General features: G+C 36.9%; 18 protein-coding genes. 11 read left to right on the top strand and 7 right to left on the bottom strand.

The genetic code is table 11. The features are described 5' to 3' along the window. Positions 1-9: 9 nt before the first annotated feature. Together ACULEU_RS13220 and ACULEU_RS13225 are read right to left on the bottom strand one after the other, a co-directional pair. Positions 10-1,263 carry an aspartate kinase gene (locus ACULEU_RS13220; protein WP_445453032.1) on the bottom strand — a complete coding sequence of 418 codons (1,254 nt, stop codon included), beginning with the start codon at positions 1,261-1,263 and terminating at the stop codon, positions 10-12. A gap of 41 nt (positions 1,264-1,304) precedes the next feature. Further along, complete coding sequence (locus tag ACULEU_RS13225) at positions 1,305-1,790, bottom strand: GNAT family N-acetyltransferase (RefSeq protein ID WP_445453033.1); 486 nt, start codon at positions 1,788-1,790, stop codon at positions 1,305-1,307. Between the two features lie 107 nt (positions 1,791-1,897). On the opposite strand from ACULEU_RS13225, the gene fbp reads away from it, so the two are divergent. Next, on the top strand, positions 1,898-2,905 hold the full coding sequence (gene fbp / locus ACULEU_RS13230) for a class 1 fructose-bisphosphatase (RefSeq protein ID WP_445453034.1): 1,008 nt from the start codon (positions 1,898-1,900) through the stop codon (positions 2,903-2,905). 118 nt (positions 2,906-3,023) lie between these two features. On the opposite strand, the gene ACULEU_RS13235 is transcribed toward fbp, so the two are convergent. Continuing rightward, the gene (locus tag ACULEU_RS13235) at positions 3,024-3,455 is read right to left on the bottom strand and encodes a tellurite resistance TerB family protein (RefSeq protein ID WP_445453035.1); all 432 of its coding nucleotides are present in this window, start codon (positions 3,453-3,455) and stop codon (positions 3,024-3,026) included. 149 nt (positions 3,456-3,604) lie between these two features. Between ACULEU_RS13235 and ACULEU_RS13240 the strand changes: the two genes are divergently transcribed. The 3 genes from ACULEU_RS13240 (at position 3,605) to ACULEU_RS13250 (ending at position 6,327) form a co-directional block, all read left to right on the top strand. Further along, a complete protein-coding gene (locus ACULEU_RS13240) occupies positions 3,605-4,198 on the top strand; it encodes a HupE/UreJ family protein (protein WP_445453036.1) in 594 nt (197 codons plus the stop codon). Positions 4,199-4,309: 111 nt separating this feature from the next. Further along, positions 4,310-4,738, top strand: coding sequence for a deoxycytidylate deaminase (locus ACULEU_RS13245; protein ID WP_445453037.1), 429 nt, complete (start codon positions 4,310-4,312; stop codon positions 4,736-4,738). Positions 4,739-4,758: 20 nt separating this feature from the next. Further along, positions 4,759-6,327 carry a S41 family peptidase gene (locus ACULEU_RS13250; protein WP_445453038.1) on the top strand — a complete coding sequence of 523 codons (1,569 nt, stop codon included), beginning with the start codon at positions 4,759-4,761 and terminating at the stop codon, positions 6,325-6,327. Here ACULEU_RS13250 and ACULEU_RS13255 read toward each other — a convergent pair whose 3' ends face one another. The 3 genes from ACULEU_RS13255 to panC are packed head-to-tail and all read right to left on the bottom strand — an operon-like array spanning position 6,328 to position 8,513. Beyond that, entirely contained in the window at positions 6,328-7,293 is a 966-nt protein-coding gene (locus tag ACULEU_RS13255) for a lysylphosphatidylglycerol synthase transmembrane domain-containing protein (RefSeq protein ID WP_445453039.1), read from the bottom strand. It lies immediately after the preceding gene. 6 nt (positions 7,294-7,299) lie between these two features. Next, entirely contained in the window at positions 7,300-7,650 is a 351-nt protein-coding gene (gene panD / locus ACULEU_RS13260) for an aspartate 1-decarboxylase (RefSeq protein WP_445453040.1), read from the bottom strand. Between the two features lie 14 nt (positions 7,651-7,664). After that, complete coding sequence (gene panC, locus ACULEU_RS13265) at positions 7,665-8,513, bottom strand: pantoate--beta-alanine ligase (protein ID WP_445453041.1); 849 nt, start codon at positions 8,511-8,513, stop codon at positions 7,665-7,667. Between the two features lie 106 nt (positions 8,514-8,619). On the opposite strand from panC, the gene ACULEU_RS13270 reads away from it, so the two are divergent. From ACULEU_RS13270 to ACULEU_RS13300, 7 genes are all read left to right on the top strand, one after another. Continuing rightward, on the top strand, positions 8,620-9,426 hold the full coding sequence (locus tag ACULEU_RS13270; RefSeq protein ID WP_445453042.1) for a glycogen/starch synthase: 807 nt from the start codon (positions 8,620-8,622) through the stop codon (positions 9,424-9,426). Positions 9,427-9,444: 18 nt separating this feature from the next. Next, positions 9,445-11,331 carry a DUF4270 domain-containing protein gene (locus tag ACULEU_RS13275; RefSeq protein ID WP_445453043.1) on the top strand — a complete coding sequence of 629 codons (1,887 nt, stop codon included), beginning with the start codon at positions 9,445-9,447 and terminating at the stop codon, positions 11,329-11,331. An 11-nt stretch (positions 11,332-11,342) separates the two neighbouring features. Then, positions 11,343-13,193, top strand: a complete 1,851-nt coding sequence (gene glmS / locus ACULEU_RS13280; protein WP_445453044.1) for a glutamine--fructose-6-phosphate transaminase (isomerizing) — start codon at positions 11,343-11,345, stop codon at positions 13,191-13,193. A gap of 281 nt (positions 13,194-13,474) precedes the next feature. Then, positions 13,475-16,288 carry a TonB-dependent receptor gene (locus tag ACULEU_RS13285; RefSeq protein WP_445453045.1) on the top strand — a complete coding sequence of 938 codons (2,814 nt, stop codon included), beginning with the start codon at positions 13,475-13,477 and terminating at the stop codon, positions 16,286-16,288. A gap of 14 nt (positions 16,289-16,302) precedes the next feature. Beyond that, entirely contained in the window at positions 16,303-17,865 is a 1,563-nt protein-coding gene (locus ACULEU_RS13290; RefSeq protein ID WP_445453046.1) for a G-D-S-L family lipolytic protein, read from the top strand. A gap of 188 nt (positions 17,866-18,053) precedes the next feature. Then, the gene (gene atpD / locus ACULEU_RS13295) at positions 18,054-19,565 is read left to right on the top strand and encodes a F0F1 ATP synthase subunit beta (protein WP_445453047.1); all 1,512 of its coding nucleotides are present in this window, start codon (positions 18,054-18,056) and stop codon (positions 19,563-19,565) included. Positions 19,566-19,646: 81 nt separating this feature from the next. Further along, the gene (locus ACULEU_RS13300; RefSeq protein ID WP_445453048.1) at positions 19,647-19,928 is read left to right on the top strand and encodes a FoF1 ATP synthase subunit delta/epsilon; all 282 of its coding nucleotides are present in this window, start codon (positions 19,647-19,649) and stop codon (positions 19,926-19,928) included. A 222-nt stretch (positions 19,929-20,150) separates the two neighbouring features. Here the strand turns inward: ACULEU_RS13300 and ACULEU_RS13305 are convergent, their stop codons facing one another. Then, entirely contained in the window at positions 20,151-23,453 is a 3,303-nt protein-coding gene (locus tag ACULEU_RS13305) for a reprolysin-like metallopeptidase (RefSeq protein ID WP_445453049.1), read from the bottom strand. Positions 23,454-23,536: the final 83 nt, after the last annotated feature.

The raw sequence follows: 23,536 nt of genomic DNA on the forward strand, positions 1-23,536 counted from the left end.
AAAATCGAATTATTCTTTCGTTACAATCTGCATCGTATCTCTGGAGACTTGCTTCACTAAAACGGTTTTGTCTTTCTCGACTATTTTGGCCGCTTTGTCATCAAAATGCCTGATGGTATACAGCGATACATTTTCGTTATAAGAAATTTTAAATTTTTTAGATAAGATGTTTTTCACCTCGTTAAAATTGCCAAATTTATCTTCCAGACAAACCGAAAAACTGATGGCTGAATTTTGAATCAAACTCGTTTTGATTTTGTATTGATGTAACAGTGCAAAAATTTCGCTGATGTTCTCTTCCATAATAAAGGAAAAATCTATTGACGAAAGCGACAGTAGCAATTGGTCTTTTTTAACAATAAAACAAGGCGTTTTTGGCTCTAAATCTTGTCCTTTGGAAACACTTGTTCCCGGTAATAACGGATTTATAAATGATTTTACAAACAACGGAATTTCCTTTTTTTGTAACGGTTGCAACGTCTTTGGGTGAATTACTGAAGCACCATAAAACGCTAACTCGATGGCTTCTCGATACGAAATTTGATTTAGCAAAACCGCATTGTCAAAGTATCTTGGATCGGCATTTAGTACTCCTGGAACGTCTTTCCAAATCGTTACACTTTCGGCATTGAGGCAATACGCAAAAATCGCCGCAGTGTAATCAGAACCTTCGCGGCCTAGTGTTGTGGTAAAATTATTTTCATCAGAACCTAAGAATCCTTGTGTAATATTGAGTGCTTTTTTCTTTATGCCTTTGGAGATGAATTGTTGGGTTTTTTCCCAGTCAACATCGGCATCGCGGTAATTGTTATTGGTTTTAATAAAATTACGGACATCAATCCAATTGTTTTTTAATCCGGCATGATTAAAATAATGACTGACGATGGTTGTCGAAACGATTTCGCCATAACTAACAACCTGATCGTATACAAAGTTGTAGTTAGGCGATTTGTTGCTTCTGAGGAAATACTCCAAATCGGCAAAATGACTGTTCACAGCATAAAAAACATCGTGCTCTTCGTCATCAAATAAATCCAATAAAATTTGGTTATGGTATTTGCGAACCTCTTGTAAAGACGAATGCAACTCATTCGATTTTTCGAAATAATTCTTAATTACGATTTCTAATGCATTGGTAGTTTTTCCCATAGCGGAAATCACCAAGAGCGTGTCTTCGTGACCTACTTTTTCCAATACGCTGAACACATTTTTTATTCCATCGGCATCTTTTACAGAAGCGCCACCAAATTTAAATATTCTCATAATTTATAGTCGAAAGTCAAAAGTTAAAAGCTTAAAGGTCTTTACTTCAGACGATTATTTATTTTTAAAAATTCATTTATTCCGTTTTCGTCCATTTGAGCAACACGCCAATCTTCCAAAACTTTTGCTCCGGATTTGATATAAAAATCTATCGCAGGTCGGTTCCAATCCAATACTGCCCATTCGATACGACGTACTTTATCTAATTTTCCTTGTTCTATGACTCTTGAATACAATTCAAACCCTAAACCTGTTCCTCTCATATCTTCCTTTACAATCAAATCTTCGAGATGAATGGTTTTTCCTTTCCAGGTAGAATAGCGATAATAATACAACGCTATCCCGACAATCTGATGATTAACCTCGGCTACGAAAGTATAAAATAAGGGGTCATCACCAAAACCATCCCTCTCCAAATCGGCTACAGTTACTTCAACAGCATGGGGTTCTTTTTCAAAAGTGGCCAATTCCTGAATCAGGTCAAGAACCGCTTTCATGTCATTTTTTTCGCCTTTTCGGATGTTCATTTTGGTAGAAATTTCAACAAAAATACAATTAATAATTTCTTGACGAAATAGATTTTTTCTTAGCCAAATTTATCGATATTTGCACAAACAACTACAACGATTTCGTAATGGAAGAACGCAACAGAACCTTAGGGGAATTTATCATTGAAAACCAAAAGGCACATCAGTATTCATCGGGAGAATTATCCAAAATTATCAACTCCATCAGGCTTGCAGCCAAAGTCGTAAACTACAAAGTAAACAAAGCTGGTTTGGTGGATATTGTTGGTGCTGCCGGTGAGCAAAATGTTCAGGGCGAAGACCAGCAAAAGCTCGATGTCTATGCCAATGAAGTCTTTATCCAAACCTTAATCAATCGTGAGATTGTATGCGGCATTGCCTCGGAAGAAAACGACGATTTTATTACGGTTCAAGGACTAGATGAAGGTCATAATAACAAATATGTGGTTTTGATGGATCCTTTGGATGGTTCGTCTAACATTGATGTGAATGTATCCGTTGGAACCATTTTTTCGGTGTACAAAAGAATCACACCTATTGGAACTCCGGTGACATTAGAAGATTTTTTACAACCCGGAACGGCTCAAGTAGCTGCTGGATATGTGATTTATGGAACGTCAACTATGTTGGTTTATACCACAGGGCATGGTGTGAATGGCTTTACGCTAAATCCGGCTATCGGAACCTTTTATTTATCGCACCCTAATATGCAGTTTGCGAAAGATGGTAACATTTATTCTATCAACGAAGGGAATTATGTCCATTTTCCGCAAGGCGTGAAAGATTATATCAAATACTGTCAGTTGGAAGAAGGTGACCGACCTTATACTTCGCGTTACATCGGAAGTTTAGTTTCCGACATTCACCGAAATATGATTAAAGGCGGTATTTATATTTATCCGACAAGCTCCAAAGCTCCCAAAGGAAAGCTCCGTTTACTATACGAATGCAATCCGATGGCATTTATCGTAGAACAGGCTGGCGGAAAAGCATCTGACGGTTTTGGACGTATTATGGAAGTGCAGCCAACAGAACTTCATCAACGGGTTCCATTTTTCTGCGGAAGCTTTAATATGGTGGAAAAAGCGGAGTCTTTTATGGCAAAGTACGTATAGAGGCAAAAGCCAGAAGCCACAAGGCAATAGTAAAATAAAAAAGGTAAAAGTTGACTACTTTTACCTTTTTTATGAATATTCTCAAAGCATATAACTTTTGCCTCTTGCCTACTGCCTTTTACTTGTTCATATGTGTCATTTCGTATACAAACGTATCTAAATCTACTCCCATTACTAGCAATGACATTGCTTTATCAACGATAAAAGGAACGTTACCAGGTGTAAATCCTAATGCTAGAGCAAATTTCGTCAGAATTTCTTTTTGTTTTGGCCCTAATACATGGTCCACATAAACCATTCTTGACAAATCGTACAAACGCTCTAAACGTTGACTATGCAAGTAAGGAGGATTGATGGGATATTTCAAAGGATTCTCTAGAATTTCTTCATATTCTGCTGCCGAAATTTCTAAACGAACGGCTAGTTTATCCAAAAATTCTTTTTCTTCTTTGCTCATATCGCCGTCGGCAATGGCTACACGCACTATGGCAGAAAAGTGACTTTTATTTCTACTCTTAAATTCGCTATCAAATAAATCTGAAAATGACATATTGTTTCTGGTTTTATGTTGCAAATATAATTCAAATTAAACTTTATTGAAAACGGAAACCCCAAAATGTTTTTAATCGATTTTTGAAGGTATTTTTTAGCGTAAAACAAAATAAATTGTAAGTTTACGTACCTAAACTAACTAATGCTATGTCAGATTTCTGGATAAACTTCACCATTGGATTGCAACATTTGTGGAACATTCATGCGTATATTGATATTTTATTTCTGTTAGCACTTACCGTTCCCTATGAATTCAAAGCCTGGAAAAGAATTCTCATTTTGGTTTCTTTATTTACTGCAGGACACACTTTAGCACTAATGCTTTCGGTTTTTAATGTAATCACTGTCAAAGCCAATATTGTAGCGTTCATCATTCCAATACTATTGTTGATGGTTGCTTTATTTAATATTATTGCTACCGGAAAATCGGGCAAAAAAGACACCATAACTTTTATTGCTATTCTAGCCTCACTATTCGGAATCATTCACGGATTGGGATTTTCCAATTACTTCAATCACATCGTTTCGGGCAAACCTACCGATAAACTCCTGCCACTGTTTGAATCAGCACTCGGTTTTGGTGTAGCCCAAATTGCAGTAGCCATTTTGGCTTTATTGCTGGCGTATGTGGTGCAAACACTCCTAAAATTCACCAAACGCGACTGGATACTCATTGTTTCTTCTGTAGTAGTTGGTGTCGTAATTCCGATGATTATCCAAAATGAAATTTGGAACAAATAATGGTACAGGAGCGAAAGGTTTGGGTATATTTGCTATCCCTATTCCCGCTCTCCGCTATACAAGGTACCGCTACGATCGGGGCTAGATGAAAAACCCTTTTACTTTTTGGTAATGATAGAAAAGAAACAACTCAAATACGATATCGCTTATTTAAGAATTGCCGCCGAATGGAGCAAGCTTTCCTACTGCAAGCGGAAACAAGTTGGCGCGATTGTTGTACGTGATCGCATGATCATTTCTGATGGTTATAACGGAACACCATCGGGTTTTGAAAACTGCTGCGAGGACGAAGAAGGATTGACGAAGTGGTATGTACTTCATGCCGAAGCCAATGCCATTTCTAAAGTAGCGCGTTCTACACAAACCTGTGAAAATGCTACCTTATATATTACACTGTCGCCTTGCAAGGAATGCAGCAAACTGATTCACCAATCCGGAATAAAAAGAGTGGTGTATCAAAACGGATATCGCGACACTACCGGATTAGACTTTTTAGAAAAAGCGGGAGTTATAGTAGATCAGATTCAGGATTTAGAATAAAAACAGCTCCAACTCTATATATGAAATCAAAGGAAAAATACTTGCCAATACTTTTATTTGCTTGCGTAGCGATGGGAATTGTCATTGGCGGTATGATCAATTTTCCTAAAAGAACTTTGTCAAAAGACAGTGCCCGAAAAGCAAAAATAGAACGTTTGATTGATTTCATTGATGATGAATATGTAGACGATGTCGATTCAGATTCGATTGTGGACATGACGGTAAACAGTATTTTGGCCAATCTTGACCCGCATTCTATTTATCTTCCTCCAAGCGAACAATCTTCTGAAGCCGAAATCATGAAGGGAGATTTTGTGGGTGTCGGCATTAATTTCTATATGTATAATGATACTGTTGCTGTAGTCAAACCATTGGAAAACGGTCCGGCAGCAAAAGCAGGCATTCAAGCGGGAGACCGAATTTTATACGCGGGAAAAACGAAACTTTTTGGCCGAAAATTACCAACCGATAGTTTGTTCAACAAATTAAAAGGTGAAGAAGGTTCTAAAGTAGAACTTACTGTTTTCAGAAAAAGCAGCAACAAAAAACTAAAACTTACGGTAACTCGCGATATCGTTCCCATAAAGAGTGTGGATACTTATCTGATGCTAAACAAAACTTCGGGTTACATCAAAATCAACCGTTTTGCCGAGAACACTTATGACGAATTTAGAACCGGATTAGAAAAACTCAAAAACCAAGGAATGACCACCTTAATTATTGATTTACGTGATAATGGTGGCGGTTATTTGGAAAGAGCCGTTTCTATTGCAGATGAATTTTTGAAAGACAAAGAACTCGTTGTTTTTACTAAAAATCGAAAAGGAACGGTAGAAAAAACTTATGCTACAGAAGAAGGCATCTTTGAAAAAGGAAGACTCTATATTTTAATTGACGAAAATTCGGCTTCAGCTAGTGAAATTCTTGCTGGTGCTATTCAGGATAATGATCGAGGAACTATAGTAGGCCGACGTTCCTTTGGCAAAGGATTGGTGCAACGTGAAATGGGTTTTGATGATGGTTCTGCGGTTAGATTAACTATTTCAAGATATTTCACTCCAAGTGGACGTTCGATTCAAAAACCCTACACAAAAGGAGATTCAGAAGAATACACTCATGATTTTGACGATCGCTTTGAAAGTGGCGAACTCTTCCAAAAAAACAAGATGAAAATTGCGGATTCGTTAAAATTCAAAACCAAACGAGGCAGAATTGTTTATGGTGGCGGTGGCATTGTTCCCGATATTTTTGTGCCGTTAGAAGTTAAAAAGGGAGAGGAAAGTCTGGCTTACATTCTGAATTCGGGTGTTGTGGGGCATTTTGTTTTTGAGCAGTTTGACCAAAACCCAAAGACTTACAAAGGATTGAAATACCAAGATTTTTTAAACAAAATAGAAAAAGACAACAACCTTGTTCCCCAATTTGAAAGTTATCTGAAAGAGGCTGGACTGGAGATGAAACTAGAAGGAAATAAGACTTTGGTTAAAAAATACATCACGGCGGAATTTGCCCGACAGTTATTTGGTGAAAGCCAATATTACAGTATCATTTTAAAAGATGATGCTATGCTGAAAGCCATTTTGAAATAATTATTTATTTCTATTAAGAATCGGCAGCAGTAGATAAGAAAGCAATCCCAAAAAGATTGCCAAAACAGTTTGAGAAGTCCAAACCAACCATCCAAAAGCTGTTCCGACATCTTTAGTAATTCCGTATAGCGAAAAAATCAAGGCAATGGAAAAAGGATAGGCACCCAAGCCACCATTGGAAAACCCGACTGCAAGACTACCAAAAATAAAACCCATTATTACAATATCAAAACTTATTTCTGACGTTTCGGGCAAGGCAAAAATGGCGACATAAAACATCATTAAATAAGAAAACCAAATGAAAAAAGAGTGGAAAAGGTATTTCCATTTGTCTTTCATTTTATAAACTGTTGTAATTCCTTCTATTAGTCCGGATAATTTTTTCTTTAATTTTAAGATAATTTCCCATTCAGCATAAATCCAAATCAGAATAAACACACCCAAAAGTAGTACCCCAATAATCGCTGTGTAAATCAATGATTCAAGCGACACGTTTTCATCCAATAAAAACTGATATATTTTATCAAACTGGGACACAAAACCGATAACTACAAATAATAAAAAGATCAATAAATCAACTATCCTTTCGGCTACAATGGTTCCAAATCCTTTATCAAAAGGGACGTTTTCGTATTTTTTAAGTAAAGCAGCTCTTGTGATTTCTCCCGACCTTGGAACGGTAAGATTAACCAAATAAGACACGCAAACTGTCGCTAAATTATTGGAGAATTTTGTCTGATAACCTAAATGATTCAACGCAAACTTCCAGCGATAAGCTCTGGACCAATAACCTACTAAAGCAATGACAAGCGATAATAAAATGTAATAGTAATTGGCCTTTTGAAAGCTGATTTTTATTTTCTCCAGTTCTTCCGAAGTCAATGTGGTAAATTGATAGTATATGATTCCGATTCCGATTAAGAGCGGAACAAGAATGGTCAACCATTTACCAATGTGCTTTTTCAAGAGATTTTAGGTCAGGGAGTTATTTGTTTCGTTGGGAAAAACCAACCAAGGCTTAAAGGTTTTGGCTTTCTCAAAATCCATTAAAGCATAAGACATGATGATAATAATGTCCCCTTTATGCACTCTTCGTGCTGCTGGACCATTCAGCGTAATATCTCCGGAATTTTTGATTCCTTTGATGGCATAGGTTTCAAAACGCTCGCCATTATTGATATTAACAATGGAAACTTTTTCACCTTCAATCAGGTTGGCGGCTTCCATGAGGGTTTCGTCAATCGTAATACTGCCAACATAATTTAAATCGGCACCGGTAACTTTTACCCTGTGAATTTTAGATTTTACTATTTCGATTTGCATGGCGCAAAAGTAAATTAATTTAATGAAATTGTGTCTATCAATCGGATTTTGTTAACAAAAACGGCAATGAAAGCACGGTATTTTTTGGTTTTGCTTTTCCGTAAGCAGGGCAACAACGTGGTCTCGTCGGCAATTTGAAAATATTCTAATTCGAAGTCAGTACTTTTATCGAAAACCTTATTTACAAAATCGGTTATTTCTTTGGCTGATTTTGTAGCAAACATTTTTCTAGCTTCGGTAATCGTCTGGTAAATAATGGCAGCTTTTTTTCTTTCTTCATCCGTTAATCTCTCATTCCGGGAACTCATGGCCAGCCCGTTGGGTTCTCTGTAAATCGGACATCCTACTACAATGACAGGTATTTTATTTTTTTCAACTAACTTTTTGACGATTTGTAATTGTTGAAAATCCTTCTCGCCAAAATAAGCATTGTTGGGTTTAACAATTTCAAAAAGGCGCTTAACGATTGTCCCGACGCCATCAAAATGACCTGGACGAAATTTCCCTTCCATCTGATGTTCCAAACCGTCAAAGTTGAAAGGCGAAGCAACAGTTTTCCCTTCATATATATCATCAATACTGGGCGCAAAAACGATAATCGAATCTGAAAGTGTTTTTATTTTTGCAATATCACTTTCTAATGTTTTGGGATATTTTGCCAAGTCTTCGGCGTTATTAAATTGCGTAGGATTAACAAAAATGCTAATAACATTGATAGCATTGTGCTTCATAGATTCCTCTAGCAGAGAGAGGTGACCTGCATGAAGCGCGCCCATTGTAGGTACAAAACCAATGGAAGTTGTTTCGTTAGAAACTGAATTTAAATGACTAACTAATTCTTTTTGTGTGTTAAAAAGGAGCATTGGCTTTCAATAAATGAGTTGCAAACTTACCATTTTCATAAATAACTGCATAAATTTTTGTACTTTTGCCTGTTTTTTATTGCCAATAAATAAAGTAGAATAGATTATGGAAGATAAGAGGATATTGTATGTATCATCTGAAGTAGTGCCGTATTTGGCTGAAAATGAGGTTTCTTTAATGTCTTATGATGTTCCTAAAATGATTAATGATCAAGGAGGACAGATTAGAATTTTTATGCCTAGATATGGAAATATCAACGAAAGAAGACATCAATTACACGAGGTTATCCGATTATCGGGAATGAATTTAGTAGTTAATGATTTAGATATGCCTTTGATTATCAAAGTAGCGTCTATACCAAAAGAAAGAATTCAGGTTTATTTTATAGACAATGATGAATATTTCAAAAGAAAAGCCACTTTCAGTGATGAAGATGGGGTTTTATATGCTGACAATGACGAAAGAGCCATATTCTTTGCCAAAGGGGTTGTAGAAACCGTAAAGAAATTGAATTGGGTTCCGGACATTATTCATGTTCATGGTTGGATGGCAAGTTTGTTGCCCGTTTACATGAAGCATTATTACAAGGATGAAGCATTGTTTTCAGAAACCAAAATTGTAACTTCGGTTTATGGGCAATCTTTTGACGGAACTTTAGACAGTGAAATGATTAATAAAGTTAAATTTGACAACATCCCTCATGAAGCGGTTCAAGAGTTAGAATTGCCTAATTACGAAAACCTTATTAAGGCAGCAATTACGCACTCAGATGCCGTTGTAATTGCTTCTGAAAACGTATCGGGAAGTTTAACAAAATTTATAGAATCTTCAGGAAAACCTTTTTTACCTTTCGCCACGAAAGATAAATTTACCGAAGCATATACTACTTTTTACAAAGGTATGCTTTCCTAAAAAAACAGTTTAAGTTTTATGTATAAGAAATCATTTTTGCAACCCATTTTATTGGGATTAATTACCCTTCTTTTCGCATCTTGCGACAAAGATTTTAATGAATTAGGAACAGACATCGTTGGTGATGACCACTTTGGTTCTGAGAAAAACACAGATGTAACTATAAAAGCTTACAATCAAAAGTTAGGCGCAGTTGCCTCTAACAATTTAGCGATAAACCCACTTGGCTTCTATCAGAATCCAGCTTTTGGAACTACCGAGGCTAACTTTGTAACACAAGTAGAAATGGCTTCTGTAAACCCAACATTTAACAATACTGATCCAGAAGACTACGACATAAACCCCACGGCTATTGACAGTGTCATCATGGAGGTACCTTACTTTTGCCATTTAGATCAAGAGACGGATATTGTTGACAACGTTAGGACGTATATTTTGGACTCCATTTACGGTAATCCCACCTCCAAGTTCAAACTAAGTGTTTATCAGTCAAATTACTATTTAAGAGATTTAGACCCAAGTCAGGCTTTGACCGCGCAACAACCATTTTACAGTGATGAGAATACCGTTTTTGACAACAATAAGATTCCGGTTTTATTAAATGATGCGCCGCTTACAAATGTAACTGATGGCATACAAAATGCAGATGGTCATGAAAATGAAAATTTCTATTTTGATAAAAGAGAACATGAAACTTTCGTCTTAAATGAAGACGATGAGAAAGTATACACCAGAAGTCTACCATCAATGCGATTGCATCTGAATAAAACTGTTTTTACAAATGCTATTTTAAATGCTCCTGAAGGAAAATTAGCAAACAACGCTGTATTTAAAAACTATTTTAGAGGATTGTATTTTAAAGTCACCAACGGAAGTCCAGGTCACATGGCGATGCTGAATTTCAAAGCCGGGAAGATTACATTATATTATAATGAAGACAAAAAGAGTACTGTAAATAACACTGTAAGTTTCGAAAGAGTTAATAAAACATACGTTTTGAATCTAACCGGAAACTGCGTAAGTTTATTAGAAAATACCAATCCAAATTTAGACTATTTAAATGCTTCAAATAGCACTGCTGAAGCATCAAAACTTTATGTTAAAGGGGGTGAAGGTTCAATAGCCATGATTGATTTATTTGGAGATCCAACTGCCAGTGATTATGATACTTATAGGTATGTTGTCAAAAAAAATGCAGCTGGAGATCCTGTTGATGAACAAGGGATCAAAATTAGAACCGACGCTAACGGAGATCCAGTTGCGGGATCTTATTTCACTTATGAGAAACAACTCTTACCAAATGGAGTGGCAGACCAATTAGATGATTTACGATATCCACTATATACTACGTATCAAAATGTAGATTATTATTCCATAAAAAACAGATGGATGATCAACGAAGCCAATCTGACATTTAACATAGTCACAGAAGATATGGATGATGCCGCTACAATTGAACCAAGCAGAATATTCCTTTATGATTTGACCAACAGAAAAGCGTTATTTGATTATAGTATTGATTTTACAAGTAATGTACTATTTCCAAAATTCAACAAAGGTGTTTTTGGCGGATTATTGTTTGATGCCAATGGAAAACTAGTAAAACAGAGAGACGATGCCACTGGTAACTACGTGAAAAAAGGAGCAAAATATAAAGTTCGAATCACGAATCATATCAGAAACTTAATTAAAAATGATTCCACTAATGTTCGCCTAGGATTGTCGGTGACAGAAAACATTGCCAATATAGGTTTCTCCAAATTGAGAACTCCGAACAGCAATTTTAAAAATGCCCCAGCGATGTCGGTCATGAGTCCAACGGGAACCATTTTATACGGAACAAACCCCGCTGTTCCGGAAAACCAAAGATTAAAACTTGAAATTTATTATACAAAACCTGATTAATACGTAAAATTATGTGTGGAATTGTTGGCTATATTGGATTTAGAGAAGCCTATCCAATAGTAATTAAAGGGTTAAAAAGATTAGAATACAGAGGTTATGATAGTGCCGGAATCATGCTATGTGATGGTAACGAGCTAAAAATATCAAAAACAAAAGGGAAAGTTTCTGATCTTGAAGAGAAATCAAAAGCAATTGCTTCCTCAAAAGCAACAATAGGAATGGGACACACCCGTTGGGCTACACACGGAGTTCCTAACGACATCAATTCCCATCCACATGTTTCAAATTCAGGAAACATCGTAATTATTCACAATGGTATCATCGAAAATTATGAGCCGTTAAAAAAAGAATTGCTAAAAAGAGGCTATACCTTTACCTCAGATACAGATACTGAAGTCTTAGTCAATCTGATTGAAGACGTTAAAAAGAAAGAAAACATCAAACTCGGAAAAGCAGTTCAAATTGCGCTTAATCAAGTGGTAGGAGCCTATGCTATTTGTGTTTTTGACAGAGAAAAACCAGATGAAATTATAGTAGCACGATTAGGAAGCCCAATTGCAATTGGCGTAGGTGAAGATGAGTTTTTTGTAGCTTCCGATGCTTCTCCGTTTATCGAGTACACATCAAACGCCATTTATTTAGAAGATGAAGAAATGGCCATTGTACGTTTGCACAAACCATTAAAGATTCGAAAAATAAAAGATGATTCTCTAGTCGACCCTTACATTCAAGAACTTCAAATGAATTTGGAGCAAATTGAGAAAGGCGGTTATGATCATTTTATGCTTAAAGAAATTTACGAGCAACCAAATGTAATCAAAGATACTTACAGAGGCCGACTTTTAGCCAACCAAGGGATTATTCAAATGGCTGGTATAGAAGATAATATTGAAAAATTTCTTCATGCTGAGAGAATTATCATAGTAGCCTGTGGCACTTCATGGCATGCCGGATTAGTAGCAGAATATGTCATTGAAGAATTTGCCCGAATTAATGTTGAAGTAGAATATGCCTCTGAATTCCGATACCGAAATCCAATTATTAATAAAAATGATGTTGTAATTGCTATCTCGCAATCGGGAGAAACTGCCGATACTTTAGCCGCTATTAAATTGGCCAAAGAACAAGGCGCTTTTGTGTTCGGAGTTTGTAACGTTGTAGGTTCGTCTATTTCCAGAGAAACTAATGCCGGAGCTTATACTCATGCTGGTCCGGAAATCGGAGTAGCCTCTACTAAAGCTTTTACAACACAAATTACCGTTTTAACCATGATCGCTTTGCGTTTGGCTAAAGCTAAAGGAACTTTAACCAACTCCGACTTCCATCGTTATTTACAGGAACTAGAAGTGATTCCCGAAAAAGTAGCCGAAGCTTTAGCATCAACAAATGAGAAAGCAAAAGAAATAGCGGAAAAATTTAAAGATGCCACGAACTGCTTGTATCTTGGAAGAGGATATAATTTCCCTGTAGCACTTGAAGGTGCTCTAAAGCTTAAAGAGATATCATATATTCATGCTGAAGGATATCCTGCTGCCGAAATGAAACATGGTCCAATTGCACTTATCGATGAACAGATGCCCGTAATTGTTATTGCTCCTAAACAAGGACATTATGATAAAGTAGTGAGTAATATTCAAGAAATCAAATCAAGAAGCGGTAAAATTATAGCCGTTGTTACTAAAGGTGATACTCAAGTTAGAGGATTAGCGGATCACATTATCGAAATTCCTGAGACATCAGATGCCTTATCGCCGTTAATTACTACAATTCCGTTACAATTATTATCATATCATATTGCAGTACTTAGAGGTTGTAATGTAGATCAACCCCGAAACTTAGCAAAATCAGTTACGGTGGAGTAATTTTTTAACAAAAAGAATATAGAAAAGCGAGACAATGTCTCGCTTTTTTTTGCTTAAATTTTTATGATTAATTTAGTAAAAGTTTTGTTTTGTATGTACGCATAATATTTTTAATATCAATATTGCCAATTCATTAGTAAAAACTTAAAAAATGAACCGTTGCAACAATCCTTTTTATGATGATTAAAAAATAAATTATTGATAAAAATAGCCTTGTTTTTTTGATAATGTAAAAGAAATATTTGTACTTTGGCATCATAAACCAACAAAATTTAAACCAAATGAAGATTTATTTATTTATCGTTTCATTGTTTTTTTGTGGCATAAGTTATGCCCAAACTTCAGTATCGGGTTCGGTAAAAGACAGTAAGAACGAACCAATTCCTGGTGCGAATGTGAAAGTAGCCGGTGAAAGTACTGGAACTGTAACAGATAGCGACGGAAATTTTACGCTGTCTACAACAAAAACACCTCCGTTTGACCTTGAAGTCTCAAGTGTAGGTTACGGAACAAAAAAAGTTAGCGTTTCATCAAACAATCAAAAAGTAACTGCCATCTTAGCTGATGAAGAAACTAAATTAGATGAAATTATTGTGTCTGCTTCCAGAACTCCTGAGAGAATTCTTGAATCACCTGTAACGGTAGAAAGAATGGGACTACAACAAATCAAAAACACTACTTCACCTTCTTACTATGATGGTTTAGAAAACTTGAAAGAAGTGCATTTTAATACGAGTAGTTTAAACTTTAAATCGATCAATACCAGAGGTTTTGCTACGGTGGCTAATAATCGATTCATGCAATTGGTAGACGGAATGGATAACTCTTCTCCAGCACTTAACTTTGTTTTAGGAAACTTAGTTGGACTTTCTGAATTAGATGTAGCTAGTGTAGAATTATTACCTGGAGCTTCTTCTGCTTTATATGGTGCCAATGCTTTTAATGGTATTTTGTTTATGAATAGTAAAAGTCCTTTTACCTCACAAGGCTTAAGCTTATATGTAAAATACGGACAAACTACTCAAGAAGTAGCCGGAACTAATGATTATTGGGATTTCGGAATTAGAGCGGCTCATGCTTTTTCAAAACATTTTGCTGCCAAAGCCAACTTTACCTATATGAGAGCAACCGAATGGATTGCAGATGACAGAAGAAGTATGACTGGTGGAACTATTGGCCATGCCAATAATGCTAACTATGATGGATTGAATACTTACGGAGACGAAGTAACTACTTTCCTTACCAATGTCGGACAAGTTTCTAGAACAGGTTATGCAGAAAAAGATTTAAGTGATAACAAACTAGAAAATGTTAAAGCTGATTTCTCTTTACATTTTAAACCATTTGACAATGACTTCGAAATTATTGGATCACACAAAATTGGTGTAGGAAATACAATTTATCAAGGTGCCAACCGTTATCGTTTGGAAAACTTCATCATGCAACAAACTAAATTAGAACTTAAAGGAAAAAATTTCTTCGTTAGAGCATATATGACTACTGAAGATGCCGGAGATTCGTATGATATGCGTTTCGCTGCATGGAACATTAATAGAGCTGCAAAATCGGATACCGGATGGTTTACAGATTATGCCACTATGTTTTTACAATCCCAAATATTTTTAGGAACAAACGCTACACAAGCGGCGCAATTAGCTAGAAATTGGGCGACGAATAACATTAATCCGTTTGCAGGACAAGCAGGAAATCCATTAGCAAACTTAGTTCCAAACGGTCAAGCGCAATTACAACCAGGAACACCTGAATTTGCTGCAGCATTGAAAACTGTTGCAGGTGACGCTGATTTTACTACCGGGTCTAAATTCAAAGACAATTCTACAATCTACCATTCTGATGCCAACTATAATTTCAAAGACCTTATTAAGTTTGCTGAATTTCAAGCAGGAGGTTCTTATAGAAGATATTCTCTTAACTCAGACGGAACCATCTTCACGGATTATGATGGCCCAATAGAATATGATGAGTTTGGAGCTTACGGTCAAGTTCAAAAGAAATTCATGAAAGAAGAGCGTTTGAAATTCACAGGTTCTGTTCGTTATGATAAATCTGAACTATTTGACGGACAGTTTTCACCAAGAGTATCTTTTGTTTACTCTGCAGGCGCAAGCAAAAACCACAACTTCAGAGCTTCTTTCCAAACAGGTTTCAGAAACCCAACCACTCAGGATTTGTATATCGGTTTAAATCTAGGACCATTTGCTTTAATTGGTTCAGCTGCTGACAACTTAACACGTTATGTGGAAACGCTTCCTGTGAGCCAGAATGGACAAAATACTTTAGGACAGCCTTCGACTGTATCCCTATCCGGAGTTGAAGCTTACAATAACTCCTATACTGTAGCATCGGTTACTGCATTCGCGGCCTCTGGCAATCCAGCTGACTTACGAGTTGCCAATGTAAGCTTAGTGAAACCAGAGCAAGTAAAAGCGTTCGAGTTAGGATATAAATCAGTTTTAGAAAATGGTTTAGCTGTAGACATCAACGGTTATTACAATTTGTACAATGATTTCTTAAGTACTTCAAGAGTAATCACACCTTATTATGGTGTTGCTGGAACAGATTCATCTAATACAAACGTTCAGTTGTCCTATGCTGCACTTGCAAACGGTGACCGTCGAGTGTATCAAATATATTCAAATTCAGCTACAGACATTACCTCATTAGGTTTTGGTATCGGATTGTCTAAAAAAGTTTATAAAAATTTCGAATTAGGGGTAAATTATAATCACGCGCAGTTTGAATTTGATCAAGCAAAAGACCCATCATTTATTGCTGGTTTTAACACGCCAAAACACCGAGTTAAAGCAAGCTTAGGAAATGACAAATTATTCAAAAACTTTGGTTTCAATGTCAATGCAAGATGGAGTGACGAATATTTATGGCAGTCTTCTTTTGCTGATGGTGTGATTCCTTCTATTACTGTTTTTGATGCTCAAATATCCTACAAAATACCAGCTATTAAATCTGTAATCAAATTAAGCGCTGCTAACATTGGCGGTGGTGATTATCTTCAGGTTGTTGGTGCAGGAAGAATTGGTCAACAGTATTTAGCTTCATTAACTATTAACCCTTAAATTAACTACAAATCATGATAAAAAATTTCAAATGGATATTCATCGCCTCAATCGTGATGGCATCCTGTACACAAGATGAAATCGATTATTCTAATATTGAGGAGGAAGTAGTTCCTTCTGCCGGAAGTGCTGATTTTTCAAAATATGTTTCGTTAGGAAACTCCTTAACTGCCGGATTCTCAGATGGTGCTTTATTCATTGCAGGACAGAATAATGCCTATCCAAAACTATTAGCTGATCAGTTTGCTACTGTTGGTGGTGGAGCATTTAACACTCCTTTGATGAATGATAATTTTGGAGGTCTTTTGTTTGGAGGTACTCCAATTCAAGGTCCCCGCTTAATCTTTAATGGCGCATCACCAATAGCTTTGCCTGGTGCTGTTCCGACAACAGATATTACAAACGTATTGGCCGGACCATTCAACAATATGGGTGTTCCAGGAGCTAAAAGTTTCCATTTAGTAGCGCAAGGATATGGTAATGCTGCTGGAGTATTAACAGGACAATCTAATCCTTACTTTGTGCGTTTTGCATCAAACCCGACTACCTCTATTATCGCTGATGCTGTAGCACAAAATCCAACGTTCTTTTCCCTTTGGATAGGAAATAACGATGTACTTTCTTATGCTACCTCTGGTGGAATCGGAACAAATCAGCTTGGAAACCTTGATCCTACTACTTATGGTTCGAATGATATAACGGATCCAAATGTATTTGCAACAGTATACACCAATCTTACCAATGCACTAACCGCAAATGGCGCAAAAGGTGTTGTGGCTAATTTACCGTATGTAAACGCAGTGCCGTTTTTTACTACAGTCCCAACGGATCCTATTCCGGCTACTTCTATTCCGGCTGCAAGTTCAGCACAGTTGAACCAACTTTTTGGAGCTGTAAACCAAATTACAACGGCTATTGGACAACCAAATCGTTTTGTGAGCTTAGTTTCTGATGATGCTAACCCAGCAACAATAGAACCAAACAATCCACTTTTAATTGTTGACGAAAGTTTACCAAACCTTTCTGCTCAAATATCCGCAGTTTTAACTCCTGTTCTCGGAGCAACAACAGCAGGCTTTGTTGGAACACTTTATGGACAAGCAAGACACGCTAGAAAGATAAGTGGCGATAGAGATTATGTATTACTAACTTCAAGTTCTGTTATTGGAACAACTCAAGCTGGTGTTCCTGCACCGTTTAATGTAAGTGGAATTTCTTATCCATTGCAAGACAATAGAGTGCTAACCGCAAGCGAAACTGCGGAAGTTAAAACGGCTACAGATGCTTACAACGCCTCTATAAGATCTATTGCTGATGCTAAAGGCCTTGCTTTTGTGGATGTAAATTCAATTTTGACACAATTGTCTTCAACTGCTGGAATACGATTTGGAACATTTCATATGACTTCCCAATTTGTTCGAGGCGGTGCCTTTGGTTTAGATGGAGTTCATCTTAGCGCAAGAGCGAATGCTTATATAGCAAATCAATTCATGATAGCAATTGCGGCAAAATATGGTTCTGTATTCAAAATGTACAAACCAGAAGATTTCCCATTAAGTTATCCAGCGTCACTTTAGAAAAAATAAAAAGAAGATAAAAAGCCACCCAAATCAGGTGGCTTTTTTCATTTTGAGGATTCGATAAAAAAAACTTGTTTTTTATAAAAATAATTATTGATTTTTCGATTTATAAAAATTATCTTTGCACACGGAAAAAAGAGGTGTTTTTTCCAAACCTAAATAGCTATTTAATAAATACATAAACAATGTCAAACGCAATAGGAAAAGTTTCGCAAATCATTGGTCCAGTAGTAGACGTAGTATTTGATACTAAAGACGTTGAATTACCAAAAATTTATGACTCATTAGAAATCGTTAACAAAAATGGTTCAATATTAGTATTGGAAGTGCAATCACATATTGGTGAAAACACTGTACGTACTATCTCTATGGACTCAACTGATGGATTAAGCAGAGGAACAGCTGTAAAAGCTACAGGTGCTCCAATTCAAATGCCAATCGGTTCTGATATCTACGGAAGATTATTTAATGTAGTTGGAGACGCTATCGATGGTTTAGGAAATTTACCAAAAGAAGGTGCTAACGGAATGCCAATTCACAAGCAAGCACCAAAATTCGAAGATTTATCAACTTCTACTGAGGTCCTTTTTACCGGAATCAAAGTTATCGATTTGATTGAGCCTTATGCAAAAGGTGGTAAAATTGGATTGTTCGGTGGTGCAGGTGTTGGTAAAACAGTATTGATTCAAGAATTGATTAACAACATCGCCAAAGGTCATGGTGGACTTTCTGTATTCGCAGGAGTAGGTGAAAGAACTCGTGAAGGAAACGATTTGCTTCGTGAGATGTTGGAATCAGGAATTATAAAATATGGAGACGATTTCATGCACTCTATGGAAAATGGAGGATGGGATTTATCTAAAGTAGACAAACCGGGAATGAGAGAGTCAAAAGCTACTTTCGTATTCGGACAAATGAATGAGCCACCAGGAGCAAGAGCTCGTGTAGCCTTATCTGGATTATCTATCGCAGAATATTTCCGTGATGGTGCTGGTTCAGACCAAGGTAAAGACGTACTTTTCTTTGTTGACAACATCTTCCGTTTTACACAAGCAGGTTCTGAGGTTTCGGCTCTTTTAGGTCGTATGCCATCAGCGGTAGGTTACCAACCAACATTGGCAACAGAAATGGGTGCGATGCAAGAAAGAATTACATCTACAAACAAAGGTTCCATTACATCGGTACAGGCGGTTTACGTTCCTGCGGATGACTTAACAGATCCAGCTCCTGCTACAACCTTTGCTCACTTAGATGCAACAACGGTATTGTCTCGTAAAATTGCTGAGCTTGGAATTTATCCTGCAGTGGATCCACTAGATTCTACTTCAAGAATTCTAACCGCTCAAATCTTAGGTGACGATCACTACAACTGCGCACAAAGAGTAAAAGAGATTCTTCAAAAATACAAACAACTTCAAGATATCATCGCAATCCTTGGTTTGGAAGAGTTATCAGAAGAAGATAAATTAGCAGTATCAAGAGCCCGTAGAGTACAACGTTTCTTGTCTCAACCTTTCCACGTTGCGGAGCAATTTACAGGTATTCCTGGAGTATTGGTAGACATTAAAGAAACGATCAAAGGATTCAACATGATCATTGATGGCGAATTAGATCACTTGCCAGAAGCTGCCTTCAACCTTAAAGGAACTATTGAAGAAGCTATCGAAGCGGGACAAAAAATATTGGCTGAAGCATAATTAAGCTGGGAGTCAGAAAGCTAGAAGCTAGAAGTAAAATTCTCTTCCATCTTCCATCTTCCATCTTCTAACTTTAAAAATATGATTTTAGAAATAGTATCACCGGAAGCTACATTATTCAAAGGAGAAGTTACTTCGGTTTCTTTACCTGGCGTGAATGGCGCCTTCCAAATCTTGAACAATCACGCGCCTATAGTTTCGATCTTAAAACATGGCGTTGTCAAAATTGAAGCCTCTAGTTTTAATTTTAACAAAGAAGTCGTAGACAAATTTACTAAGGTAAACGATCAAAACTACCTTTTGGAAATCAATTCAGGAACTATCGAAATGAAAGACAATAAGGTAATTGTTTTAGCCGACTAAGGCACTTTCAAAATAAACTAAAAGCTCAACATTCCTGTTGGGCTTTTTTTATGAGCTGTTCCGGCTATCCACTAAATCTTTTTATCTAGTTCTAAAAACAAGATAAAAAGGATGCCGTTCCTATCCGGGCTAGTTACGTTTTGCGTTAAAATCATATCCCTTAAAACAAAAAGTCCAGTCACATTTAAAACGCAACTGGACTTTTCAAAATACTAGTTAGTCTTATTTATCAATCACTATCTTCTTCGTCACAGAACGATTACCATTTTTAACTTTCAGCAAATACACTGCCGATTGAATCGAATTTAAATCAATAGTTTCGTTGAAGAGAGACTGATTAGCAAACGTATTCGAGTAGATTACTCTCCCTCTCAAATCAAAAACGTTAACCTCAACCGGACTGATAGCATCTGCCTCAAAATTGATGGTAAATCTTCCGTTATTTGGATTTGGATATAACGCAAAGTTCATCAAAGTAGTTTCGTTTACCGCTAACGCTGGCGAAACCGTACAAATATTCAAACTCCAGCTGTTTAAAGAACCTCCATCCTGATTGAAAGTATCTCTAATGCGCAACGTCCAAGCTCCCGTAGAGCTTTGTCCAACTAACGTACTCAATGCCTGGTCAGGAATCACTATTCCGGAAATTCCCGGGTCAGTGCCACATACCACCGTATCTCCATTATCATCAAAAGTAGCCGAAATGTTTTGGATATCATCATTGGTACAAGGATTCGTAAACAAATTAACTTGGGTTCCAGCCGGACTGATTAAAATAGCTCTCAAATCATTGATCCATGAATGCGTAATATCCATTGTTACTGTTATACCATTGATAGTACCTCCTGCCGGAATATTTAAAGTAGAATTAATCGTAGGTGTTCCACTTGCTGAAATAGTTAAAGGCACATTATTTGAATTGAAATCAGTACAATTCAATTGTCCGGTAGTAAATTTAAAAGGCGCACTATAACTTCCTGAACAAGAAACATTTTTAGGCAACACTCTCCAAAAATAATTATTCGCTTGATTCAATCCGGTAAATGTATAACTGGTAGCTGTTGTTGTAGCAGTATTTACAATAGTGGTAAAAGAAGCGTCATTGGCCAATTGAATATCATAAGAAGTGGCATTGGTGTTCGCTGCCCATGTCACAGTTGCCGTAGTTGCAATCCCAACTGCTAAATCTGCAGGAGAAGTTAACGTCATGGTTGGGAATGTTGAATTAAACAACTCCAAATAATAATTAATCACTTTAGAAGTTGCGCCAGATGAAGCCGTCACTGCTAAAGTATAAAACCCTGGAGTTGCTCCAGTAGTATTAGAAACAGTCATCGTAACTGTTCCATCGCCACTAATAGTTGAAGGTGCAAACGTTACAGAAGTGCCGGAAGGATTTCCAGTCACACTAAATGAAGTTGTAGCAGCAAATCCAGCAAGAGCTGTATAATTGATAACATAAGACGTAGAAGCTCCTGTACAAATAGGTTTGTTTTGTTCTCCTGCGACACCGTTAAATGCTGGCAAAAAAGTGGCTGTTGGAGCAGTAATCGAAAAGTTGGTATTCGATACATCATAGAAAATATTATCGTATCCTTTTACCATAATTCTGTTTTGTGATCCTACATTATTAGGAACTGCAATGATTTCTGAACCATCGTTTGGAACTCTACTTGCTAATAGTATGGGAAAAGACGTTCCTGCATTGGTCGACAAATAAATATCTACAAAAGGAGTATCAACACCATTTGCCGTTGTCCCAGCCACATTCCAAGTAACCGTTTGTGTTGAACCTGCAACCCATGAAACGACAGTATTTGGTGTCGTTATTACAAAAGGACCTGCTGTTCCGTTAACGGTAACTTTCATCAAATCGGAGGCCGTTTGTCCTCCACCTGCTCTATTGTCTCTAACGGTAAGTGAAAAGTTCAAATCTCTGGCAACCGATGGACAAACCTCCCAAGTATTGGCTGTCAGTCCGCTTAACACTGTGGTTAAACTTGGCATAAATCGTGTTGGCGATGTAACGCTAGGAAGCGTTCTAAACATGGGCCCAGCAGCTCTAGTTGCTACTGGTGCTGCAGATGAATTTGGATTTTGAGGGTCGTTTTGCTCCCAATTATAAGTAACAGCATCTCCATCAGGATCGATAGCAGTTCCTGTTAGCATAAAGGCCGTCGACTTAGGAATAACATAATCTCTACCTGCATTTACAATAGGAGCAGCATTTGCAAAGTCAGTAATCTGCGGACAAGAAGAACTAGTTCCTGTTTTAACATTGGCTGAAATATCTCTAATATTTACATACCCAAAATAGTCATCACTATTATTTTGGACATTGGTGTCGCAAATTCCAGCATAACCCATAATACTGGAACCAGAGCCTGTCTCGACTTCCGTCAGACCACTTCCTGACCGACAATCGGAACTACTTTGAACGTGAAAACCTCCAAACTGGTGTCCCATTTCATGGGCCACATAATCAATATCAAAAGGATCTCCAGTTGGGTTATCCGACCCTGTCATTCCAGTTCCTTTGTGGAAACCCGAATCAGGGTCGCTGTTGGTACTACAAATACATCCTATACAGCCCGCATTTCCACCTCCATCCGTATTAAAGTTGTGCCCAATATCGTAACTATCGAAACCAACGGTTCCATCAATAACAAAACCTGTTTGAGTATTGTATTCCCCATCCCATGGATCAGCAGCAGTATCTCCAAAATAAATCAACTGATCATTATTAGCAATAAAAATCAAGGTAATAGCTAAATCTTTTTCATAAACTCCGTTAACCCTAGTAATTGTTAGTGCCATTTGTGCTTGAATATTAGCTCTTTTCTGTGCATCACTTCCTGAACCCGCAAAAATATTGCCATACTCAGCATTACACGATTGTGCTAATCTATAGGTTCTTAGTTTACTGTCATCGGTACTCAAAGTAGCATTTGCACCTTTGTTTGAAACATCATTCAACGAAGGCAAGTTAATTCCCTGATCTGTCAGACAGTTAAAGTCATTTCCTTCTTTAACCAAACTGTTTTTGCTATATACAATGTAATTGTTTCTGTCTTCTGTAAAAGGATCGATAAAAACAGTGCTTCTTTCTCCTGATAATGTCATGCTGTGCAATCCCAATTGCGTTACCGAAAATCGGGCAACTGCTGTTGGATCTTCAATTCCTTGAGCTGCGTAGGCTTTTATCATTGGATATTTTACTGCTAAAGCGGGTTCCATTGAAGGTGTTTCCACTACTCTAAAATGTTCCAGCTGACCTTGTGCATTAGGCAATTCGATGATTACATTCGATTTTCCTCTGCTGTCTCTCATTGGAGCGTTTTGCAATGTTGTTTTTAATGAATTTAAATCGAGTTGATATAATTCAAAGGTTTTGGGAAACGAACTTCTTTTGATTTTAGCTTCTGTTAAAATTTCGGTTTCTTTTATTGGTTTCCAGATACTTCCGGACTGAGCAAAAGCTGTAACGCTCACCAATAGGGTAATCAATACGTAGATTTTTTTCATTAGTTTATTATTTTTTTGGCATCCAAATTTAGAAATATAATTCCTCTAATAGCGTTAAATTATCTTTTTATTTAAAATCCCCA

The sequence above is a fragment of the Flavobacterium sp. 25HG05S-40 genome, from assembly GCF_052654735.1.